The organism is Flammeovirga agarivorans (assembly GCF_012641475.1).
GTDB lineage: Bacteria > Bacteroidota > Bacteroidia > Cytophagales > Flammeovirgaceae > Flammeovirga > Flammeovirga agarivorans.
In genome coordinates, this window is the sequence record NZ_JABAIL010000006.1 from 337,169 (window position 1) to 361,864 (window position 24,696).

9 protein-coding genes are annotated in these 24,696 nt (G+C 31.1%); 6 read left to right on the forward strand and 3 right to left on the reverse strand.

Features of this window, described 5'->3' with window-relative positions:
• Positions 1 to 2: 2 nt before the first annotated feature.
• The 4 genes from HGP29_RS19795 to HGP29_RS19810 all read left to right on the forward strand — a co-directional run bounded on the left by HGP29_RS19795 (position 3) and on the right by HGP29_RS19810 (position 12,989).
• Positions 3 to 1,550, forward strand: coding sequence for a sulfatase family protein (locus tag HGP29_RS19795; protein ID WP_168884162.1), 1,548 nt, complete (start codon positions 3 to 5; stop codon positions 1,548 to 1,550).
• A 518-nt stretch (positions 1,551 to 2,068) separates the two neighbouring features.
• On the forward strand, positions 2,069 to 8,782 hold the full coding sequence (locus HGP29_RS19800; protein WP_168884163.1) for a hypothetical protein: 6,714 nt from the start codon (positions 2,069 to 2,071) through the stop codon (positions 8,780 to 8,782).
• A 235-nt stretch (positions 8,783 to 9,017) separates the two neighbouring features.
• On the forward strand, positions 9,018 to 11,888 hold the full coding sequence (locus tag HGP29_RS19805) for an Ig-like domain-containing protein (RefSeq protein WP_168884164.1): 2,871 nt from the start codon (positions 9,018 to 9,020) through the stop codon (positions 11,886 to 11,888).
• A gap of 192 nt (positions 11,889 to 12,080) precedes the next feature.
• Positions 12,081 to 12,989: a DUF1735 domain-containing protein gene (locus HGP29_RS19810; RefSeq protein ID WP_168884165.1), complete on the forward strand. Its 909-nt coding sequence runs from the start codon at positions 12,081 to 12,083 to the stop codon at positions 12,987 to 12,989.
• Between the two features lie 118 nt (positions 12,990 to 13,107).
• Here the strand turns inward: HGP29_RS19810 and HGP29_RS19815 are convergent, their stop codons facing one another.
• Positions 13,108 to 13,566 (reverse strand): hypothetical protein, encoded by a 459-nt coding sequence (locus HGP29_RS19815; protein ID WP_168884166.1) that lies wholly within the window; start codon positions 13,564 to 13,566, stop codon positions 13,108 to 13,110.
• Positions 13,567 to 13,631: 65 nt separating this feature from the next.
• Here HGP29_RS19815 and HGP29_RS19820 point away from each other — a divergent pair, with 65 nt between their 5' ends.
• Together HGP29_RS19820 and HGP29_RS19825 are read left to right on the forward strand one after the other, a co-directional pair.
• On the forward strand, positions 13,632 to 19,436 hold the full coding sequence (locus HGP29_RS19820) for a CARDB domain-containing protein (protein WP_168884167.1): 5,805 nt from the start codon (positions 13,632 to 13,634) through the stop codon (positions 19,434 to 19,436).
• Positions 19,437 to 19,731: 295 nt separating this feature from the next.
• Positions 19,732 to 20,844 (forward strand): TlpA family protein disulfide reductase, encoded by a 1,113-nt coding sequence (locus tag HGP29_RS19825; protein WP_168884168.1) that lies wholly within the window; start codon positions 19,732 to 19,734, stop codon positions 20,842 to 20,844.
• Between the two features lie 83 nt (positions 20,845 to 20,927).
• Here the strand turns inward: HGP29_RS19825 and HGP29_RS19830 are convergent, their stop codons facing one another.
• Entirely contained in the window at positions 20,928 to 21,653 is a 726-nt protein-coding gene (locus tag HGP29_RS19830; protein WP_262889541.1) for a tRNA-uridine aminocarboxypropyltransferase, read from the reverse strand.
• A gap of 260 nt (positions 21,654 to 21,913) precedes the next feature.
• Complete coding sequence (locus tag HGP29_RS19835; protein ID WP_168884170.1) at positions 21,914 to 24,628, reverse strand: choice-of-anchor D domain-containing protein; 2,715 nt, start codon at positions 24,626 to 24,628, stop codon at positions 21,914 to 21,916.
• Positions 24,629 to 24,696: the final 68 nt, after the last annotated feature.

Genomic DNA, 24,696 nt, shown 5'->3' on the forward strand with positions numbered 1-24,696 from the left:
AAATGAGAAGAGTAATATTTTATATAGGTGTAGTTTATTTATTATTGAATACCGGATGTACTAAAACAATTACTTCCAGTACTCAACAAAATAAAGAAGTACTAAAACCTAATATCATTTTTGTGTATTTTGATGATCTCGGTTTTGGAGATATTGGTGTAAATGGTGCTGACAAAAACTTAAAAACACCTCACCTTGATGCTTTGGCTTTAGGTGGGATTAACTTTAAAAATGGGTATGCTACTTCAGCCACTTGTACACCATCAAGGTATGCAGCATTTACAGGGCAATACCCATGGAGAAAAAATGCACAGATTCTTCCAGGATCTGCACCAATGCTTATTGATACTACTCAAGTTACATTACCTAAGATGCTTCAATCTGCAGGATACACTACAGGTATTATTGGGAAATGGCACTTGGGGCTTGGAACAAATGATAAAGATTGGAACAGGCCAATTTATCCTGGACCTAATGAGGTCGGATTTGACTTATCTTATATTTTGGCAGCGACTCAAGATAGGGTGCCAACCGTATATATTGAAGACGGTAATGTAGTAAATTTAGATCCGAATGATCCAATTGAAATTAACTACAAAGAAAATTTCGATGGACAGCCTACAGGTAAGAGTCACCCTGAACTTACTTCAATGAAATGGCATCATGGACATAATGCTTCAATCATAAATGGTATTCCAAGAATTGGTTATATGAAAGGTGGTAAAAGTGCCACCTGGAGTGATATAGATATGGCTGACCATTTCTTAGCTAAAGTAAAAAGCTTTATTGTTGAAAATGCTAATGGAGAGAAACCCTTTTTCTTAACTTATACTATGCAGCAACCTCATGTTCCTAGAACTCCACACCCTAGATTTGTAGGAAAATCGGGTATGGGACCAAGAGGAGATGTAATTATTGAAGCGGATTGGTGTATTGGTGAATTAATGAAAACGATTCGCCAACAAGGTATCGAAGAGAACACACTAATTATTCTATCTTCCGACAATGGACCAGTACTTAATGACGGGTATTATGATGAAGCGGTTGAATTATTGGGGCAGCATGATCCAAACGGTGGACTTAGAGGTGGAAAGTATTCATTATTTGATGCAGGGGCACATGTTCCTTTTATCACTTATTGGAAAGGTAAAATACAGCCAAGCACATCAGATGCATTAGTGTGTCAGGTAGATTTATTTGCCTCACTTGCAGATCTTGTTGGTAGTCATCAAAAAGCTCAAGATTCAGAAAATGTGATGGATGCTTTCCTAGGGAAATCTTCAGAAGGAAGAGAATCTTTAATATTAGAGGCAAGTACCAAAACATCATATCGAAAAGGTGATTATGTATTGATACCAGCTTATAAAGGAAAGAAGGTGAATAAGAAGGTGAATATTGAGTTAGGGAATTCTCCAGAAATGGCTCTTTATAATTTAAAGCTAGATCCCTCTCAGAAAAAAAATATTGCAGAGGATAATCCGGAGCTAGTGAAAACACTATACAATGAGTATTTGATCAAAAGAGGAATTCAACCAAAGAATATGAAATAACTCTTTTAGTTAGAATGCTACAAAAATTAAGGTCACTATAACCATGTAGTTATAGTGACCTTAATTTTTGGTTTAAAAAAAGACCTCATCAATGATAAGGTCCTTTACTTTACAATATTTTTATGAAATGAAATGAAAATATCTGCTACTTTCATAATTTTTTTACCTAATACAAACTTAGCCAATAGAAGGTAGATATAAGAAACAATTTAGTTTCTATAAAGGGTCTAATTATTCATTCTATTTGAAATACTTAATCAATGTATTTCAAAAGGTCGATTATAAGATAAAAGATACTTTATAAAAACATAATAACCCATTAATAATCAATCAGTTTATGAGAATAAATAAAATTCTATGCTATTATAAATTCCTGATAATAAATAATTTAAAATTGAAAATGAATTCATCCCCTCTTTTCAACTAAATATTTTCCATTTCAAGATCAACCGATGTCATATTTACACTTATTAAGCTAAATACGTATTTACTAACTGTACATTAAATAAATAGTAGAAATGAAAAGAATTTTACTCTTTTTATTTACAATCTTACTTCTGATTGTAAATAAAAAAACAGAGGCAAATGATGGTGCCTTTAAAAAAATAACTAATCAATTCAATCTTTTTTATAGTAATGAATATCAAAATTGTTTTGTCGTAGAGGAAAGCTTTGATACCTCAAATTTACCTACAAATTGGGTAGAGTATTCTTCTTCTGCTCAGGTCTATACAAACAATGGCTTCTTAGTATTGGACCGAAAAGAAATTGGAGGAAACACGGTTACTCCAAAAGTATCCTATACCATCGAAGAATTACTAGAAGAGAAGTATTCTATTGAATTCAGTTTTTCCTGCTCAAAAAATTACTTCGTAAACAGAGTAGATTTTTTAACAGATGAAGGGAAGTATCTCTTTTCCCTTAAAATCGGAAACCTTTCTGAATACAACATCATTTATGATATTGATCTTAGTGGTGAAAGGCCAACTACTTTTCCAGTTGAAAATAAACTTTTGGCTTCAAATATTGAAAAAGAAACACTTTATCAGGTAACTCTAGAGTTAGATGCAAATAACACACTTGGAATTTATATCAATGACCAATTAGTCAAAAGTAATATAGCATTACCTCTAATTGATTTAAAAACATTGAAGCAAGTGAATTTTGAGTTTAACTCTGCTTATCAGAATAATGGTCTATTCAGAATAGGAGATTTTAGTATTGAAAATAAAACAGAGTATTCGTTACTCAATACATCGATCGCAGAAGCAGAGAGTTTTCTTGCTTCTGTAACTATTGGAGAAAACCCAGGCGAGTATTACCAAACTGAAGTCTCAAATTTTCAAAAGGTAATTGATGAATGTAAGCTATTGGTATCGAATTGTGCTTTACAACTTGAGGTAGACAACCAACTAAAGACATTAAATACGGCGAAAGCGGTTTTTGAGAAGAGTGTAATTCCTGATTTTGGGTTGCCAATATCAAAAGATCGAGAATGTATACTTATTCAAGAAGACTTTGAAATAACAGAACTCACATATGAATGGACCAATGACTCAAAAAATAAAGAGCAACTCTATGTTAGTAATGGACAATTAGTTTTCGATAGAATGGAAATTGATGGAGCCATCAAATCACCCAGAACTACATATTCTTTGGAGAAGTCATTGGAAGATAATTATCGTATAGATTTTACAGTTGGAGCTAATCTTAGTGAAATTAATACGAGAATAGACTTTTTATCCTTGAATAATAAGTACCTCCTCAGTTTGAAAGTAGGTAATCAATCGAACATTACTTTTGATTATACCAATGATGGAACAAAGCCAACGGTTTTCCCTTCATCAAATAAATTATTACCTACGACTTTTATCAATGACAGAGAGTATCAAATCACTTTGGTTCAAAAAAGCAATCATCAATTAGATATTTATATTAATGGCCAATTAAGAAAAGAGAATATTGTTTTAGCTGATGACATTAGTTTGGATAAGATTTACTTCGATTTTAACTACTCAGTTGGAACAGGTGTTTTTACTGTAAATGATTTATCAATAGTAGATTATATTCAACAAGAGGAGTTTGAAAAAAGGATAATTGTTGCTCAAGCTTTATTAAATCAAACTTCGATTGGAACCAAGCAAGGTCAAATCGTTGCCACAGATTTTACTAGGTTAGAAACAGAAGTCAATAAGTCTCTTGAGTTAATAGAAACTCAATGCCCTTCACAGCAAGAAATAACTTTACAGCATCAGAATTTAGAAATTGTAATTTCAGCTTTTGAAGCCAATATTATTGATGATTCTGGTATTTATGAATGTAACAATCTATATCATGAAACATTCAGTAATGTAGCTGTACCTAATGAGCACCTTAGTGTGAATTCTGCAGATCATGTCTATGTAGAAAATGGTCATTTGGTAATGGAAAGAAAAAAAGTAAACAACAGTTACTTAACTCCCGAAGTGACTCAGACAGTTCCTACTATTAATGGCGATGAGTCGTATAAAGTTGAATTTTCTTTTTCCTCATCAAAGAATTCTGTAGGGAATAAAATTGATTTTATAACCTCCTCAGGTCTTCATCTTATTAGTTTAGTTTTGGGGAACGTTGCTGAGAAAAATATTTTTTATGCTATCTCAGAAGATGGAAATGAAGTGACAAACTTCCCATCAGATCAGCAACTATTGGATGAACTCTATGAGAAAAATACCAACTATAAAATTGAATTGTTTTTTTATAGTAATAACACTGTAGACATCAGTATTAATAATTCCATAAGAGCAGAAGGGATTGCATTGTCTCCTCAAAAAAATGAGCCGCTTCATCAGGTGAAATATTCCTTTTTTAATGCATACAGCAATACCGGTTTTTTCTATTTTGATGATTTAAAAGTAGCTACAATCACAAATTATAGTAAGTTACAGAAAGAGATATTCAACGGATACTTATTATTAGAAAAAGTATCCATTGGTAATAATTATGGAGAATATCCCGAACAGTCTGCGGATGCCTTTAGAGCCTCTCTTGATGCTTCTAATGAATTATTAAGAACATGTATTTCTAGTTTGAATATAGATGCGGAAGTTGAAAAAACAAAAGTTGCCTACTCCTCATTCTTAAATTCAATACAACTTTATACCCCTGGACAAAATTGTCGGGTATTGGAAGAGTATGACTTTGTTGATTCTACTTTGCCTTCAAACTGGGTGGATACCAATCCAAATGATTGCATTTATATCCAAGATGAACAATTGGTTTTGGAAAGAAAAGCGTCTTCTGACGGAAGTGTTAAAACGCCAAAACTGACCTACACTATTGAAGAACAATTGGGCGATGATTACAGTATCATGTTTGAGTTCAATGCCTCAAAAAATACAATGATCAATCGATTAGACTTTTTATCTAATACAGGTGAGTATCTTTTAAGTCTTAAAATTGGTGATAAGAGTAATATTACGTATGCAATTAGTGAAAATGGTAATCGACCGACAACTTTTTCAAATGATTCGAAGTTATTAGAGACTAATTTCACAAAGGAAACGAAGTATGGAGTACTTCTTAATTTGAAGCAAGGTAATCTGCTAGATATAAGTATTAATGGTTATAAAAAATTTGAAAATATACCTCTTTTTACTTCCTATAAAGACTTAGAAAATATAAAGTTTGATTTTAATTCTGCATATGAAAATACAGGACTTTTTTATCTAGATTACTTCTATGTATTGAATGGGAATAAACCAAGTATTATAACTGATATTAAAAGCAATATTAATACTACAGAGCAGTTTATTTCAACAATAGTTGTTGGAGATGAAATAGGTTCATACCCAAAATATGAGGTGGATTATATACAGAATCAACTGTTATTAATGAAATCAACTTTATATCAATGTGACGCTTCTATTAGTGAGTTAGATAGTATAAATAATCAACTATTTGTAGACAAAGAACAACTTTTACAAAGTAAGATATATAAAAATACAGAGGTGAAACTGTCTATTGATGCAGAAGATATTTTGGCTCATAAAAATCCTTTGTGGTTTGGGGGAAATAATATCTTTAGTGATGCAGGTCAAGGGATATGGGACGTAGAAAATAATGAAGCCAACCAAGATGTAATTGAGAGAGCAAAATTTACGGGTGCTTCCCTTTATCGTTTTCCAGGAGGAACCATGGCCAACCTTTACCATTGGAAAAATGCAATTGGTCCAGTCGAAGATAGGAAACCCAATTTATATGCTCATAATGATGCAAGACCTGCAGGGAATGAGTTTGGCCCAGATGAGTTTGGTAAGCTTTTACAAACGACCTTTATTGATAAAGGAGTGATGGTTATTGCTTTCCAATACGAAACACCAGAAGATGTTGCAGACTATGTTGAATATATGAATGCTGAAGTAGGGGAAAACCCAAATGGTGGAATAGATTGGGCGGCAGTTAGAGCACAAAATGGCAGTTTTGAACCTTATAATATCAAATATTGGGAAATAGGAAACGAAGTATACGGTAATTGGGAATTGAGTGTCTTTAATTATCCCTACGACGGAGATGAAATTAGAGGTGGTGATCGTATTCTTGGAGGAAAGGCAAAACACTATGTAAGAGGAGGAAGCAAAGCATTCACCAATCAATTGGCTTGTGCTGATACTTCTTGGGTAGCTGATCAGTGTACAACGACAGGAATGGCTTCACAAAAGCTATATGTAAAATTTGCACCGGTTAAATTATCTGAAACCTTCCGTTTAAGCATTAACGATATCACTTGGAGTAGAGTAGATAATTTTGATAATTCGACTGCGTCTGATCTTCATTATACGGTAGACAGTAAAACTGGTGAAATTGTATTTGGTGATGGAATACAAGGAGCAATACCTCCAGTAGGCTATAACGTAGTTTTAGATTATACCTCAGGAGACCATGCTACTTTTTCAGATTATTATGATGCGATAAAGTCAGTTGACCCATCGGTAACTGTGATTAGCTGTTTTGAAAAAGAAGACTTCTATAAACTAATGGCAGAGGATAATAAACCTTATGATGGGGTAGCCTATCACTATTACCCAAATAATCATGCTAAAGACCTACCGGATAGTGTACAGCACAAACGTAGTATTTGGGAAGGCCTAAATTGGAAAAATAAAATAGCAGCTCACAAGAAGTACCTTACCAAATATAATAATCCTACCATCATTCCAGAAAATGTTAAGTTTCATATGACAGAATATGGAGCAAGGAAAACCTATCTTGGTATACCTTTAATTTCAACCTTATTTTATGATGTAGTGAATACCTATTCGGATGATTTAGGGTTATCTTTGATTCACTCTTACTTTAAAAATGACAACACTCCAATGGTAGATCCTAGGGGAGAATATACTAGTGCTAAAGCGATGGCTTATCATCTTTTTACTCATTTACATCAAGATACTTTTGTAAAAGTGAATTATACGGGCGATAGCTACGAGTATAATGGGTTTACTATTAATAAGACGTATCCTACAGCAAGTATCAATCAAGATTCTACTGTCTTCTCTTTACTCTTGCCAAATACCACAGATGACGAGAAGTTAAATATACAAGTAGATATTACCAATTACCCTTTTTATGATAAGGATAGTGTGGTGTTGAAAAAATGGGTGGTTAAAACGGATGATGTATTATTAAGCAATTCGATTGCAGAACCAGATAATATTCTTCTTGAAAAGGTAGAGAATTTATCTATTGAAGCAGATAGTTCGATTACTTTTGAAGTTGCTCCTGCAACTACTGTTGTGTATCAATGGATAGTAAAAGAAAATGATTACGATACCCTGATCACTGTCAAAGATATTGTGATCGACCAAGATACTGTAGTAGGAGATTTTATTATTGAAGATCAATTTAACGTCACAGTATCAAATAATGCTACCCTTGAAATTGTGGGTGATTTAACTGTTGATGGAAACTTAACCATTGAGTCAGGAGCTTCATTAATAACTTACCAAGGTAATCGAAAAGGGCTGGTTAATATTGAAAGAAAACTTCCTGTTAAAAATAGTGAGTATACTTTATTTGGTTACCCAATAAAAAGTAATCAACGTATTCAATTTGACTCATTAGGTGAATATGTCTATCAATATAATGAAAGTGGTCAATGGGAATCTGTTTTGTCCAATAGTTCTATGTTAGGAGAAGGATATGCTATTTCTGGCAACGATAGTATTACTTTGAGGGGAATACCGAATGATGGTAAAATAGTGGTAGATGTCTCTAATACCAATGATGGATGGAACCTGTTAGCCAACCCATATCCTTCGGCAATTTCAGTAGATGCTTTTCTAAAACATAATGTGAATTTAGTACAAGCGGTGTATTTGTTATATGATACTTCTAGCAATGGTAAGATAGAGACTTCTGATTTTATCATTGTCAATGGAGTTGGGATTTTAGCTCAAAATTCAAATGATAACAGTACAAATTACAATCGTCATTTAGGAACTACTCAGGGATTTTTTGTGAAACTCTTTGATATTTCATCAGCTGATATGGTAGAGTTTAAAGAGGAAATGAGAGTTGCTGGCCATAATTCTGAGCAAAGCTCTTTTAGAGAAAAGCAAAAGCCTTTTACTTCCTTTACACTCGAATTGAGTACTGCAACACAATCAAATAGAACAATGATTGGACTTACAGATGATGCTTCCTTTGGTATAGACCGTCAATTTGATGCAGAAAGCTTTGGAGAAAAAGATTTTAAGATCACTACTTTGATAGAAGAGAAGGAATATTCTATTCAAGGTATTCCAAGACATTTTGAAAGTACAGTGTTAAAGCTTTCTATTCAATCAAATCAAGAAGGGAAACATACCATCTCACTTCAACACCTTAATATGCTATCGGATATATATCAGTGGATATTGATAGATCAGAAATTGAAATTAGAATATCCGCTAACATCCGAAAATGCGTACACTTTTGATCATGACTTTAAAGACAGTCAAAATCGATTTATACTTAGGGTGGAAAATTCATTCGCTGATTTAAATGAGTTGGAGACCATAAAATTAACATCAAGTGGTATTATTGGGCTAAATCCATCTTCTGCCTACTCTATTAAAATCTATGATGTATTAGGGAATCTATTATACTTTTCTGAATTGAAAAATGTAATCAAAGTCCCTTACAATTTCAGAAAAAACAAGTTTTATATTATCAATATTAATGATCATCAATTTAAAACGATCTTCCATTAATTAGACATAATAGCTTAACAATAAGGTTTGTACTACTACAAACCTTATTGTTTTCTAGTAGCAAATCACCGATTACAATACATTACAGTAAGATGTACACTTATAGATGATTTTACCCCCTTTTAAAAACTAAAAAAGAGCCTCTTTTTCATTGTTGAACCTTGATATTTGATGTGTAAATGGAATTAAATGTTCTTTTTACATTTTAGTTTTTTGTACGAACTATCATTTTTTTATGAAACAGATATTATTACTTTTTTGCTCATTAATACTGGCTTACACAAGCTTTGCTCAGAGCCCAGTGACCATTACTTACTCCTTCGATAATCGTTTTGATGGACAAACTACAGGACTTTCTTCTTCCAATATTATCTACCCACAAAGGGCTATTATTGGTGGTACAAAATTGAATAAAATTGGTACTGTTATAGATGATACTGATAGGGTAGTTGCTCAAACAGTAATCGATAATAACAATGCAACGAATTACAAGACGACCTTTTTTAGGTTTGATATTCATACTGCAAGTGGTGTAAAATTCAAAATCAATAAAATAAGCGTTATCCAAAAATCTGAAATAGCTGGAGATCCAAATGCTATTGACGAAGAAGGGAATGGTGATACCTATAGATTTAGAATAGGTACAGCTTTAAATGGAGCAACACCAGATAATACAGATAGTAACCAATCTTCTGATAATATCTTGTTTTCTGATCAATACACAGAAACAGAGTATATTCCAGGTGAAGGATTTAATTATGCTCAGAATAAGGAATCGATCTCAGTGTATTTAACAGGTAGAGGGGAAAGAGTAGGAGGAAACCCAATTCCTGAGGAAGATGGGGGTGGCGTCTATGAAGATGACAAATTTAATTGGTTTGTAGATCAAGTAGTGATCGAAGGCGAATATGTTCAAGGTTTAAACTTGCCCAACTTTAAAGTGGAGTATGCCTTTAATCAAAACAACGGTGACAATACAGACCAAATGAAAGCTGTTTCTTCCAATCCTAATAAAATCAATGGAACGGAAGCCTACAGACAAAAAGGTTCATCTCAAAATAAAAAAGAAAATACTTTTACTTTAGTTTTGGCGGATAATGATAATAACTTAGGCTATAGCCCAACAAACCGCACAGGGCTTGCTTATTCTTTAGTGGCAAGTGATGGTTATAAGGCTATGATCCATAATTATCAATATAAAGTAGCTGGTTCAGGTGAATTTGGTTCGTCTAGAGCACACAGAACAGCTGTTTACAGAGATGCTACTAGAGATGGAGCAGGTATTAAAGTAGACAATAATCATTTTGAATTTGGTACTACTATTTTGGCTGGACTTGGTGTTTGGGGAGAAAGCGTTAAAGGGATTAACTATGCATCTGTTTTCTTTAAAGATAATTTTGTATTTGATGGAGAACATTCATTTCTAATTTCAGCGAATAGAACAGGAAATATAGACGGGACTTCTCAAAAAGAAAGAATTACTTTCGATCACTTAACGATTAGAGGTACAATAATTCCAACGAATGCTTATTCATTAGTACAAGAATTGCTAGCTGGTCAGGATTTATTTATCAATGCAGAGGTAGGCGAAGGAAAATACTCACAAGAAGCAATTGATAGGTATATCACAACTCTTCAAGCGGGTGTTGATTTTGCCTTTGATGAATCGAAAACTCCAGAAGAATTAGAAAGAAAGCGAGTAGAAATCGAAGCTTTGAATCAGGTATTTGTAAATAATTCGAAGCCAACAGCAAATGTTGCTTCATATACAACTAACATTAATGAAGATCTCTCTATTACATTGGAAGGGAGTGATTCTTCTGATGATAAAATATCATATATCATAATAGATCAATCAGGAAACGGTATTCTATCCGGTGATTTACCTCAGCTGACATATTCACCAAATACTGATTTCGAAGGTGAAGATACATTTACATTTAAAACATTTGATGGTATTGAATATAGTGATGTCGCAACAATTTCTGTAACTGTTGAAGGACTCCCCAATACGGCCCCAGTAGCGAATACCGGTACAGCAACAGTTACTTCAGGTGAGACGGTAGAAATTACATTGACAGGCAGTGATACAGACGAAGATATGCTTTCATATATTATAGTAAGTCAACCCGAAAATGGTATATTATCGGGTGAAGCTCCTAATGTTACATATACTCCTGATGCTGATTTTGTAGGCGAAGATACCTTTACATTTAAAGTAAATGATGGTACAGAAGATAGTGAAACAGTAACAGTTATAATCACAGTTGAAGCAGCAGCTCCTGTAAATACGGCCCCAGTAGCGAATACCGGTACAATTACAGTTACTTCTGGAGAGACGGTAGATATTACTTTAAGTGGCAGCGATGCAGACGAAGATATACTTTCATATATTATAGTAAGTCAACCAGAAAACGGTACATTATCGGGTGAAGCCCCTAATGTTACATATACACCTGATGCTGATTTTGTAGGCGAAGATACTTTTACATTTAAAGTAAATGATGGTACAGAAGATAGTGGCACAGCAACAGTTACAATCACTGTAGAGGCAGCAGCTCCTGTAAATACCGCCCCAGTAGCGAATGCTGTTACAGCAAAAGTTACTTCAGGAGAAACGGTAGATATTACTTTAAGCGGCAGTGATGCAGATGAAGATATACTTTCATATATGATCGTAAGTCAACCAGAAAACGGTACATTATCGGGTGAAGCCCCTAATGTTACGTATACACCTGATGCTGATTTTGTAGGCGAAGACACTTTTACCTTTAAAGTAAATGATGGTACAGAAGATAGTGGAACAGTAACAGTTACGATCACAGTAGAAGCTCCGCAGGTAACAAATATTGATGATCATCCTACCCCTTCATTATCACTTAAAACTACTCTTCATAAAGTAATCATTAGTGAGAATGCTCAGGAAAATCAACAAGTATTAATTTTAATTATGGACTTAACAGGTAATGTATTATTTGAAGAGACCGTAATTGTTGGAGCGAATTCAACTTTCGAACTTCCATTTAGATTCAAAAAGAACTTATTATACCTTTTAAGCATTAATGGTTCTAAGGATCGTCTGATGAATAAAGTCCTATTCCATTAATAAGAATCTATTGACGATATACTCATTTGTTGTTATATTAATTCGTGTAAAATCAGTTAAAGGCTAGGCATATTTGCTTAGCCTTTTTCTATTTTGATCGTATATATTTTCTTTGATGTACACATACAAAACATTTAAAATTGTATTATTGAAATGTAAAAAAACTGTTTAATAGTAAACATAATAATTGATATGAATTACAAGAGGTTATTTTTCGTCATACTTTCTATTTTTGGACTTAGTTCTTGTGAGTCTTACGAAGATTACCTTACTGACTTTGATTATTCAACAGTATACTTTCCCTACCAAAGACCTGTGAGAACATCCATTGTAGATAGTGAAGAGAAAATTCATGTAGGTGTAGTATTAGGAGGGGTGAGAGAAAACGAAAAGCGAATTATTTCTAAATTCGAAATACAACCTGAGTTATTAGAAAATACCCCATGGAAATTATTACCCAATGAATATTATACTTTAGGGCATGATTCAGAAATGATGATAGAACCAGGTTCCTTCCAAGGGTTAATTGAAGTAAAATTGAATGATTTATTCTATCAAGATACCCTTACTCTAGATAATTATTATGCATTACCATTTAAGATATTAAGTTCAACCGCTGATTCAATTATTGTTGGAGATACAGATAGGGGTGTAGCTTCAAGGGATTATATGATTCCAGTATTTAAATACATCAATACATTAGAAGGCAATTGGTATCATCAAGGAGAAGATATCATGTTTAATACAATTGGAGATACGCTTTATCATCAAGTATACAGGAACAAAGATCTAGTAAAAAATAAAGTGACCTTTTTCAAAACGGAATCTAGGTATGAAATCTCTACAAATACTGTAGGTGGTGCTGAAAATGGGGAAATAATACTCCACTTTGGAAACAATGAAGAAGTGATAATTTCTCCCACAGAGGTTTCAAATATTCAAGAAATCACAACCAATATGGCCCGCTATCAGCAAGATGGAAAAGTTTTATTTCTAGATTACAATTACCAAGATCTAGATGGTTATAGACATCAAGTAAAAGATACCCTAACATTCAGAAATCTTGATATAACATTAGAGTTATGGGAGGTAAGTGAATAGATTTACACTTTACAAATAACTTGATTCTCTCTATTATTTTAATGGAGAACTTAACTCCCATAATCTTAAATAATTCTCCTTGTTTACATATAATCATCCCATCTGATAAATACTATGATTAGAATAATTTATATGCTACACTGATATTAAAGGTATTTAGTGATTGAGGTTGATAGGGAGTATTGGATGTTCTTGCTTGGCAACTGTAATTTGCCATAAAGGAGAGTCTCTTCAATTGATATCCTAAACCGATCATCCAGCCTAAATACATGGAATTATCATTATTATATACCCCTGTTTGAATTTCGTTTTGTATTCTTCCATGAGATGTAGTGACACCAGTTCTAATAAAGAAGTCTTCATTTGGTAGAATAAATTTTATTCCCAAAGTATGATTAAATAAGTAAGACATCATTAGGTTGTTTCCTTGTGTATGTTTTGGTAATTCTACATCATTATATTTCCTTTTTCCTGATAACGATACTTTGTTGTCAAGAAATAAATAGGTTTTGTTAATTGAAAGGATTAGAAGAGGATAAGATAACTTGAAAAGTATTATGTAAAAATTGAACTGCACAATTACATATTTTTTTTTAAATTTAAATAAATATCAACTTTCAGTTAAAGCAAACTCCTTCAATTTTGAATAAAATATTATCATCAGTATTCTTTTTTTTATTATTTAATGTATCAGTGGCTCAAATAAATCTTCCATATTTCAATGATTTTGAAGAAGAAGATTCAATAACTTGGACTTCATATTCTCTACATGATGATATTAAGGTTTGGGAATTGGGTACACCTACTAGTTATATTTTAAATAAACATTCCTCTGGTGTTAAGGCATGGGGGACAAATATAAATGGAAGACCTACTACTACAGGAAGGTATTATTTAGAAACACCTGATTTCAATTTTTCTGATTCATCAAATTATGTATTAAGCTTTACTCATAGTTTTCATTTTTATGTTACTAATTGGGGTTATATCGAATATTCCATTAATGAAGGTGAAAGTTGGCAATTATTATTGGATGATTTAAGTGAAAAAAACCTTTGGATGTACAAACATTCTAATAATGGATATTATTATGGTTGGAGTGGTTTACAATCAGATAGAATCCATTCATCAGCCTATAATTGTACTTTTCTAAAAGGGGAAGATAAGGTGAGATTTCGTTTTGGAGTAAATATTTCACCTTCTAGTGAAGGGTGGTTAATTGATGATTTTAAAATATCAGAATTAGAAAGGAATTATGAAGGTAATAATCACCCTAATAATTATATTACTATTAATGATACTTCAATTATAGGGTCGTATTCTTTTGACTATCATGGATTAGTAGGAGATAATTCTTCTCGTAGAAAAGTAAATATTTATTTATCCACTGAAGAACGTTTTGATATCAATAAATCAATACTTTTAGCTGAAAGCAATTCGATAAAAAATTTAAAAAACAAATATAGTTTACCTGAAAAATTAAATGTAGGAAATTACTATCTACATGCATTCCTAATTCCTGATTCTATTGCATTTGAAACAAATGCAGATGATAATATATCTACAATGCCTTTCTCAGTTGATACTGTTTATTCATTACCTTATAAGGATGATTTTCAGAATAGTGATACATTTTGGAAATCTATGAATCAAAATTTTAAAGAGGATTCAGTTTGGTTTCATGGAGATCATGTATTAGGGTCAAAATATGTAGGTGCCAATTCACGCGAAAATATTATGTATACAGATATGACTTATTATTCCAAAAATGAGTCACTGAGTACGCTTGAGTCCCCATCATTTGATTTATCTGGGAAAGATCAAAAGATGGTAAGCATTTATTTTAATTATCAATCTGGAATCTTTGAAGATAAAGTTAGTTTAGGACTTAATATTAAAAAATCACCAACATATCCATATGAAGAATATAAATTTTCTTATAAGTTTGACAAGGGTTATAGTTTAGATTTAAAAAATAATAATGAATGGAACTATTTCTCAACTCTAATAGATTCCACATTTTATGGCGAAAACATAAAGTTTTATTTTAAATTATATAGAGCAAGTAATTACCCAAATTACATTTATGGTGATGTGGCTATTGATGACTTCTACGTAGGAAAACCATTAGCCGATTTATTGATCATTCCACAGAGTGAAATTTTTGCGTATAATAATGGAAGTACTCATCAAGTACAATTAATCTATAAAAACAATGGATTAGTAGATGCTGAAGGTTTTACAACAAATTTTTATTGGTCTGACGATGATAAACTTGACAATACTGATTCATTACTTTTTAGTTCTAGTATTGAAGGCTTATTAGCAAATGAAAATAAAATTGATACGTTATTAATTGATCTTCCTACCGATAGTATTGGGGTATATTATTTAATTTCTAAAATTGATCCTGATAATTTAGTAGAAGAGATTTGGGATCGAAATAATATCTTAGTCACTCCGGTACATATAAACGCTATACAAAAAACACCATATAGTATCGACTTTGAAAAAGAAACGGAAGGATGGTATCACACATCTTTATTTGGTAAAGATGATTGGGAACATGCCATGAGTACTGAAGGGGAACTAAAGTGGAATAAAGGAAAGGCATTGGTTACAAAACCAAATGGTCCAGTTTCATCTAATTCTGTTATGAGACTTTATACACCAACTTTTGATTTAAGTGAGATAGACAATCCTGTATTAGAGTTTGACTTATTGTATGATAATTACTCTAACACTATATACACTTATAATCAACCTCACTTAAACCTTAGCTATTCTACGGATAATGGTTTTACTTGGAACCTTCTTGATACAACTAATACTTCATTTAAAGGTTGGTATTATAAATCATATTTTAATTCTTCAAATGGTAAAGACTACCAAGATGGCTATAGTATTTCAAAAATACATTATCAAAATCAGGAGAGGTCATTTATAAATTCTAGAGATTATAAAACAAGGGATGCAATTAATGCTGAACAACAAATCTTAGACATAGCGTTCTTAAAAGGTAAAAGAAATGTAAAATTTCGTTATGATTTCATTACTCCAGAATTTTCATATAGTGAGGGAGCTTTAATTGATAATTTTAAAATCCAGGAAAAGTGGAAAAATTTAAAAGTGAGCACTAATAAGACATTATATCTTAGCCCTAAAACTGATCATATTGATTTAGAATTTAAAATTTTTAATGAAGGTAATTATATCACTGAAAAAACAGACATTAAATTTTATTTAGCTAAGGATAGTATTTTAAATAATTCGGCTCTTCAACTTGCCATTGAAATGGTCCCATTAATTAAACCAGGAAGCCAAGAATATTTTAATCTACAATTCCCTATTGAAGGAATTAATTTAGAAGACTATAGTTATATTATTTACTCTATTGATGATGGTAACCTTGTAAAGGAAACTAATGAAGATGATAATATTGGTGTATGGCCTTTGAACCTTTCTGGCATATTAGATTACCCATATTTTAATACATTTGAGGATACTGTTGTCAATGGTTGGACAGGTTATAGCATTTCATCATCAGGATATAAAAGTCATTTTAGGTTTAGAAATTTATTAGCTCCACATGAATATCGTCAACAATCTGGGCTTAGATCAGGAGTTATGTTTGCAGACCAAGTTAAAAGTGAGCAAAGTCTAACTTTTGTCCCAACAAATTATTTGGAAACACCTAATTTCAATTTCTCAGAAAAAAGTAAGATAATACTATCTTTTGAACTAGCATGTATGGGAGGACCTGAGATGGGTGGAGCTATTGAGTACTCTACCGATGGAGGGAAAAATTGGCAAAACCTTAATGATAAGAAAGGGACAGCATTAAATTGGTATAATATTAAAAAGATTGATGGTATCAATCAAGCAGGCTGGGGAGACTATCAATTCGAACTTTTACCAAGAAAAATAGATATCTCATTTTTAGGAGGAGAATCATCTGTAATGTTTAGATTTATCTATCGATCAAGTTGGAAATATTGGGGAGCACAGGTTGAAAAAGGAATTAAAATTGACAACTTTAAGGTGGAGGCTTTTGAACTTGATTATGAATTGGTAGCAGATACAGACATAATTGAGACTAATATTGAAAACCCTGAACTTGAACTCGAATATTCTATCTCTAATAATGGAAATATCTCTGGAGGATTAATTAATAGCTACTTTTATTGGTCATTAGATGATATACTAGATGAGAATGATAGTTTATTTTATATACAAGAAATAAATGATGTAAACGATCTTAAAGTTAATAACTTCGATATTACACTTAAATACCCTAGAGACTTAGATTCATTGATTTACTATTTATTTATCAAAATTGATGGTGATAATCAATATTTTGAATTGAATGAAGACAATAATTTACATAAAATAAAAGTAATTTTTGATGAATGTATAAACTACAGCATTGATGATGCCCCACAAGTCAAATTAATTTCACCAAGTGATGAATCTTTAGATATTAACTATAATATTATTAATAATACTTCAATAAATGGTGTCTCTACTAATACATCATTTTATTGGTCAGCAGATAGCATTTTTGATGAAAATGATACTTTAATAATCGATTTTCTCGAACAGGAGGTGAGTAGTTTTTCAGAAATCAATAAAACTATAACTATCCCAAACTTGAAAAATATCACGCAAGAGAAATATTATATATTTTATAAAATTGATGCAAGTGATCAACTTATTGAACAAAAAGAAAATGATAACATTGGATCAATTCAGATATTATATAAACTTCCTGATTTGACACTTTTAGATGATTCAAGGGATTTATTTATGAAATCTCATGAATCTTTTACTCTACCAGTTAGCATTTCGAATCAAGGTAAAGCAGATGGAAATAACGTAGATGTATCTGTATATATATCTTCTAATTTAAATTTTCACAAACGGTTAAAAATTGAAAATCTAAATTTTAATAGAGTAGAAGAAGGTGAAACAATTGATACAGTTTTAGTTATAGACCAACCTTTTGAATTACTTTATGACAAATACTACATTTTATATATTATAGATGAAGACAAAACAATACTAGAAAGTAATAATTTAAATAATATTGGTGTTGATACTATTCATGTAGAATATCCCAATATTATTCTTAATAAAGTTTCATCTGTTGATTCGATTTTAGGTGATAGTTTGTTGATTAATTATGAGATTTTTAATAAGTCAGACTTTCAATATGACTCAATAGATATTTCTTTTTTTAGTTCAAGGGATACACTTATTAACTCATATGAATTACCTCTCAAAAAAATAAATGTACAAATTAAATCAAATGAAGTTATTAGTGGTAAAGTGTCTATTCCAAGACCAATCTATGAAAATACAAGTTCATTTTACCTAAAAACTAAAGTGAATTACGATAATAAAATTTATGAAATAGATAAAGTAGATAATTATAAGTTTCTTAAATTAAATCTTGGTTATCCAAACTATAAATATATCAATGAAGTTATTGAAGTTTATCCCCAAGACATTAATAATCCTATTGATATTGACATACCGATAACAAATAATGGGCATTATATAGGTGACGATTCAATTGATATAAATATTTCATGGTCTGGATATAAGGATCAATATTATCATGATCTTAAACAGGATAAAATTTCTAGAATAGCAGTAAATGACACCACTATTTATCACCTAACATTCAACTATCCTGAATCAGGAAGGTCTAGTTACTATATTCGATATTCTTTGGATGAGAATAAAAGAATATTTGGAGATACTTTAACTGATAATCTTGGTTATATCAGAGTATATAAAGAATTAGTGAATTTTTATATAAGTGAATTTGAAGATATTACAGTTAAGAATAATCAAAATAGTATATCAATTCCATACACAGTGAATAGGGAGTATCATAATCCCTTCATCATGGATACTATTTCGACCCATTTTTATTTGTCTTTAGATTCAATTTACGATGATTCTGACCAACTTATTATAGCTAATGATAGAGTAAACTTTTTGCAATATAAATCGTCTCTATCTGATACTATAAATATTCAATTACCGACTTCTAGTATTGAAAATGATTATTACGTCATTTACAAAATAAATGACGATAATAATAGATTAGAATCAAATTATACTGATAACACTGGGTACATTAATATTGCTATTGAGTCTGTGTTAACATCACTTGATGATGCAAAGTATAACAGGAATCAAATATTTCTTTTTGATAGATATTTAAATATTAATCTTTATGAAAATGATCATCAAGGTTTATTTGATATTAAATTAATTAATGTAAGTGGACAGGAAGTATTTTCCATTTTAGATCAAGATCTAACTAGCCAAAGTGAATTTTTAATACCACAAAAAATACCTAATGGTATATATACAGTGATACTAAAAAACAATAGTACCAAGAAAATTCTTGTTGAGAAAATAGGCATTTTCTAATGATAGAAAATAAAATAATATTGATTATGTTAAATAGGGTTTAAATTCAAAAAACTTGTATTAGAAATCAACTGTTAACACCTATTACTATTTTATAGTATTGTTAGGTGATTATATATATAATAAGTTAGGGTCTTAATTTTGAGACATAGAATATTACTTACTGAACTATAGGATTACATCATTTGTCTTTTGCTAAATTAATGCAGAATTGGTAACTAAAAACTATCATTAAGTTACTTTAGTAAGCTCAGGTTTTAGGTTTACAAGATGTGATTATTCAAGATAATAAAATATGAAATACTCAATTTTTTTTATTCTTTTACTATTTGGATGCTCTAAAAATATAGAACCAAAAGATATTTTATTAAATGCTTTAACCAATACACAAAAACATCAAAACAGTAAATTTACAGTTACTATAGCTACTAAATATTTGGGAGATACTACGATTTATAGTGGTATTAAACAAAAAGGAACAATACTGAAAAATGAAAATGACTCAATAATCAATTATATTTTTGAAGCTGGAAATGATAAAGTAATAGGTATTGATACAGGAATTATTTCTATAGATTATTCTAAATCAAAAGCTGAGATCTTAAATAACAAACAGTATAAAGCTAAAAATGAAGATTATAGAAATGATATTTCAAGAACATATCCACCAATAACAGATAATGAGAAGATATTAAAAAGGGTGCTAGATTCTACAACTGTATTTACATTATTAGATTCAGGGAATTTTTATAGAGTTCTAACTAAAACTAATACTACTCTTGAAAACAAGAGTAATTCTCCCATTAAAATAAATAGTATCGAATATATATTTACAATAAATAAAGACAATAATATTATAGAAAAATATGAAGAAATTAGTAAAGCTAATTTTTTAGGAAAGCCTGATAAACAACATATTATAAAAGAAATATCTGATTATAGTTTTGATGAACTTGATAAAAAGTTATTTACATCACAAAATATTGAGGAGTTTATTACAATTTACACTAAAGATACTGATGAGATAATTGACTTAAGTATTAATGAAAATTATAAACTTGATTATAACTATCATAAAAAATATACTCTACTAGATTTTTCTTATTCTTCTTGTTACCCCTGTTTATTATCAATACCAATAATTTCAAATTTACATAATGACTTTAATAATGTTTTAGATATAGTTATGATTGATTTTGATGATAATGAAGAAAAAATCGATCAGCTAAAAAAAAATTATAAAATTCAATATAAAATACTGAATGATTCAACAAATGAAATAACTAACAATTATAATATTAAAGTCTTTCCAACTCTGTTATTATTAGACAAGGATGGAAATGTAATAAACCAGTATTATGGATATAGCGATGATTTATATGATGTAATATCCCAAAAGTTAATCTAATTTAACCTCCTATTTCTATGAGAATAAGTACTGTAGTTTAAGAGGATATTAGTATGTAAAACTCTTAATTATGATTAAGCCCCCTACTCCTTCTCAAAAATAATGTTTCTTTCAGAATCTTTTTTATAGATATTTTTTGCCTTAAGTCCTTTTTTCTTGTTTGGGCGGTAGTGATTATTATTGGGATTAAGGATACACTCGACTTGGTACTCAATCATTTTTTCAAATGGAAGTAGAAAGTCTGTAGTTTCGCATTGCTCTACATCGGCTTTATTAAGTAGGTTGAGTACTGTATGGACCGACTCAATTGTACTAAGACAAAGTGATTCAGGCTGTTGTTTAAGAATAAACTTTGATTTTATCTTATTGTCAAAACTTACTCTTGGTAAGGCTTGTAAATTTTTACTTAGTCTAAGCATTTTACGAGCACAAGGCCATGTACCATCAAGAATAAAAAGATGTGGAGCATCACCCAAAAAAGTATCGATTTCAGTACTGCTTCTTTCTGATAAATTGAAATTCTCTTTTCCTGGATAAAGTAAGAAAGAACTACTGGCTTCTTTCGTTAGAATTTCATTGACGCGTTTATTATTAGTAAAATCAACATCAACTATAATTTCTGAATTTTCAAGTTGAAGTTTTGTCATATGCCCTGTCCCATTTTTCTCTTTTCTATATTCCATAGGATGCATAAGAATGACAAAACGAGTCTTTGTTTGTAAAGGTTTTGTGTATTTACAAATACATGAGACAGAAGGTCTCATACATTTATAACATTTGACTCTAGGATTTTCTATATCAACGCGCAAAGTAAATATCTTTTTTTAATTGACCCTAACAGAACGATAAAGAATAAAAAGGCTAAACTTTATTACAGTTCAAAAGGTCATAAATTGAATTCGGCTGCTAACTTAATTATTTTCAAAGTTGAAGCAAAAGCTTTATTTGAAATATTTGTTTATTGGTGATGTACCAACGAAAAGTATTTTCCTTCGACTGTTTAATTTAACAAAAAAGCCAAAGGTTCTTCCTTCAGCTTTTTTGATTTCATCTGATGATGTATAAATGTTTACTTTTTAATGAACTTAATAGTACTCCCTTTTTCTATTTGTAACATATAGACTCCAGACGGAAGGTGGCTAATATTGACTGTTCTATCACTCCAACATTCCATCATTAATATACCCTGAAGATTGACAATATGTATTTGAGATGTTTTTTCTAGTCCTTGAATTGTCAATAGATCAGTAGCAGGATTTGGAAACACCTTAATAGTATTTTTTACATGATGAATATTCGTCACTGTAGATTTCCTCTCTTCCAAGTAGAGTGTGAAATTTGGTATATTAATATCATTAGAGGCGATCGAAAATACACCTACATTATTTGTGTTTTGCTTTTCATTATAATGAATTGTGATATCCAATGTTTCTTCTGGTCGTAGAAAAGTGATTTCTTGATTATACTCGGTCGTAAATGCCTTATTATTAATGTTTACGTTATCCAATTCTAGAATTTCATTTCCAATATTTTTCAAGGTCAGTTGATAGGACTCAATTTTGTCGAAATCTATTGTTGTATTTGTAGTTATAACATCTAGACTACTCACCTCTATAACAGGTACCTTATTGGTAAACTCAACATAAAAAGTAAATCTATTTCTATTTGGCTCATCCGTATTTATTTCGACCTTTGTTGAAAATGTCCCGGGAACTTTTGGAGAGGTAGCTTTCATTTTTACTTCTACTTCTTCTTGAGGTGCAAGTTGGATAGGGAACTGTGGTGTTTCAAAATTGAGGTCAAATTTATCTGTATTTGCCACAACCAATGATTGTATATTTAATGGAGCTCCTCCCCTATTTTTTAACACATAGGTATATTCACGATCTTGATCGATAGTTAAACTTCCAAATTTTTCGGTATCTCCATCCCAAACGGCCATTGTACCTGACGGATTACTAATATAAAGATCTGATTTTACAGGATTAGCTGTCAGTTTTACAGTCTGAATAGGGTATAAATAATCATTGGTTTCAACAGAAAGCACGACATCAATCAACTCATTAAATTTGCTTGTATTGCAGATGACTTTGATTTCTCCTTTTCCGCCTGAAGTGATCTCTGTTTGTGTAAAACTCTTTATTTCAAAATCTGTTTGGAGAGGATTCTTAAAATTCACATTATTGATGGTAACAGGTAAATTCCCTTCATTCTCTACAAGAATGACCACCTCCTTACCATGGTTGATATCAACCCGACCAAAATCTATGGGATAATCTTCGGTCACGGTATTTCCATTGTAGGTTAAAGTACTTTCGGTAAATTTATGAATTCCATTGACGACAAGTCGAATGTCTTTATCTTCAAAATTATTAGAAATAAGATCTATTGGAAAAGAAGTTACAGGATAGTTTCTGTGATGAGGCTTAAATGTAAAATCAAGTTTTTCTTTTTCATTAGGAGCAATCGTACTGCCTGAAAGGATAAATGACATTTCGTCAAAGTCATCATTTATCTTAATTACATCGGATATACTTAATGCTATGTTTCCAATATTTCTTATAAAAAGCTCTCCCTGTATTACTGTGCCATTTTGGGTAGATGGTAGATTATAACCTAATCTATAATCAATCTCATTTCCTTCTTTATCTTCAAATTGTAATATAGCCTCTTCCACAGTAGTCGAAAAATCTACGACAATCTTAGGTTGGTCAGGGTCAGTCGTATTGAATGTTAGGGATACATCCTTTTGGCCAATACTTGAAGGTACTAATGACAAGGTGTAAGTTAAAGATGCATTGGGTGGTATCGTTTTAAAAACACCACTGTTCGAAACGGTATATTCTTTTTTTGCTGCACCTTCAATGTTTACTCCATTAATAGTAAGATCGGTATTTCCAGTATTTTTGATCACAAAATCATAGGTCTGTACTTGGTGTGGAATAGGGTCTTTTACTATAGAGTTTTGAGTAGTTAATTTATTTCCTTCAAAATAAACTTCTGTTACGGGTGCCAAGACATTACCTGTTATCATAATATCAACCGCATCTTTTTGTCCACGTTGCAATACATGTTTAAGAGTTGCTTGTATAGGTCCCTTTTTCTTTGCTTGGAAGTAAATGTTGTTATTATAGTTCTCACCGGGAGCAAATACTTCTTTTGATTGAAACGAATAGTCTAAACGATGGGTATCATTATTAACTATTGGAGGTTCCACATACATATAACCTTCCCCATTATTCGTCATATTTAAGGTGAAATTTTTACTCTCTCCTATTTCCATATTCCCTAGATCAATCGTATTATTTGTGACGGGGTAATCGGACGAAGTGATTAATAATTCTCCTTCTTTATCATTTACTAATGTCGTAAATGTAACTACAGGTTCTTGAGTATCTGTCGTCGTAAATGTAACTGTAGATTCTTTTCTATCTATGTTATCTGATGGACTATAGAAACAGAAAATGGATGTTTTATTTTTGGGTTGAATAGTTAATACCTCATTCTGATAAAAGGTAAAAGCACTATTTTCTGATATTGAAATTTTTGAAATTATAAGTTCTTCATTATCAGATTCATTCTTTATAATTATTTGCCTTGCCATCAAAGATGGATGAACACCAGGATTCCCAAAATTGATAGAGGAATTATTAGAAAAAGCGATTTCTTCATTTTTATCATTCAGTGTATACAAAGCTAGTTTTCCTTGTGATAACACTGAGGTGGAAGTTGCTAAAATTAGGATAGATAAAAGATGGAGAGAAGTTAAATTTACTCTTAACATTAGGTTTTGATATTTAGTTGAAATGGAGAGTTAGTCCCTCTCAGAATTTCAGTAGTAATGGATTGAAT

What these genes read in the sequence shown, in the direction of transcription:
- HGP29_RS19810 (WP_168884165.1), top strand. Translation starts at nt 12,081, where the DNA reads ATGAATTACAAGAGGTTATTTTTCGTCATACTTTCTATTTTTGGACTT.
- HGP29_RS19805 (WP_168884164.1), top strand. Translation starts at nt 9,018, where the DNA reads ATGAAACAGATATTATTACTTTTTTGCTCATTAATACTGGCTTACACA.
- HGP29_RS19825 (WP_168884168.1), top strand. Translation starts at nt 19,732, where the DNA reads ATGAAATACTCAATTTTTTTTATTCTTTTACTATTTGGATGCTCTAAA.
- HGP29_RS19835 (WP_168884170.1), bottom strand. Translation starts at nt 24,628, where the DNA reads ATGTTAAGAGTAAATTTAACTTCTCTCCATCTTTTATCTATCCTAATT.
- HGP29_RS19795 (WP_168884162.1), top strand. Translation starts at nt 3, where the DNA reads ATGAGAAGAGTAATATTTTATATAGGTGTAGTTTATTTATTATTGAAT.
- HGP29_RS19800 (WP_168884163.1), top strand. Translation starts at nt 2,069, where the DNA reads ATGAAAAGAATTTTACTCTTTTTATTTACAATCTTACTTCTGATTGTA.